The sequence below is a fragment of the Collinsella aerofaciens genome, from assembly GCF_039836695.1.
Classification (GTDB): domain Bacteria; phylum Actinomycetota; class Coriobacteriia; order Coriobacteriales; family Coriobacteriaceae; genus Collinsella; species Collinsella aerofaciens_BD.
Genome location: NZ_JBDPAC010000057.1, coordinates 1 through 1027, shown reverse-complemented (window position 1 = coordinate 1027; position 1027 = coordinate 1). Strand labels below are relative to the sequence as shown.

Here is a 1027-nt window from a genome sequence, read left to right as displayed (position 1 = left end):
GCCTGACCCCATATCGTTGGGGCCAGGCCCGATTTTGCCTCTTGACAATGTCCTGCTCATATTAAAAGGAACGTCCCTAACTGCCGCATCCGGAGTAAGACAACGCCGCAGGTAGAGGACGGACAGACACTATGACCCAATCCGAGGGCACGGAAACGACAGGAGCCCCCGCTCGTGACCGCGGGTCGGGGCTGCGACAATGTTGTTGAAGTGCCAGAGGCGCAGCCGCGCCGCAACGAGGTTGGGAGGCTCCCGTGCCTAGATATTCTACCGCCTTCGGAATGGACGTACACCTCAGGTCCACCACCGTCTGCGCGCTCGACGCGGAGACGGGCGAGGCCGTGGCGAGGAGGTTCCGCGGCAACCCGTGGGGCGAGGTCGCGGAGTGGATGTCGGGCTTCCCGGGCCCGTCGCTCGCCGCCTACGAGAGCGGCTACCTCGGCTTCGCGCCGCAGAGGGAGCTGTCGGCCCTCGGCGTCGACTGCGTCGTCGCGGCCGTCTCCAAGGTCCCGAGGTCGGCGGCAGACCTCTCGTCCAAGAACGACCGCAACGACGCGGCCAGGATGGCCAAGGCGATACTGTCGCACGACGTCACCCCGGTATGGGTGCCGTCCCCCGAGATCGAGGGGCTCAGGGACCTCGCCGCCGCCCACGACGCCGCGACCGCCAGGCTCGCGGCGGCGAAGCAGCGGCTCCTGGCGTTCCTGGCCCGCCGCGGCTACGTCTACGGAGGCACGACGCCGGCCGGCAACCCCCGGAAGTACTGGACGTACGGCTTCCTCAGGTGGCTCGACGGCATACGCCCCGCCGACGACGGCGGCATCCGGGCGCTCGCGGCGCTGAGGAACGAGGTCGAGGCGGCCGACGAGACGAGGGAGGCCGTCCTCGCCGAATACAGGGCCGCCGTCGCGGCGGGCCCCCTCTCGGCCGAGGTCGAGGCGCTCCAGTCCATCAAGGGGTGCGGGTTCGCGCTCGCCGCCGCCTTCGCGTCCGAGGTCGGCGACTTCTCGAGGTTCCGCTCCGGCAG

1 protein-coding gene is annotated in these 1027 nt (G+C 69.6%); it reads left to right on the top strand.

Annotated elements, in window-relative coordinates:
- Positions 1-254: 254 nt before the first annotated feature.
- Positions 255-1027: IS110 family transposase (locus ABG996_RS10770; protein WP_347484125.1), on the top strand; the 773-nt coding region annotated here is incomplete at its 3' end.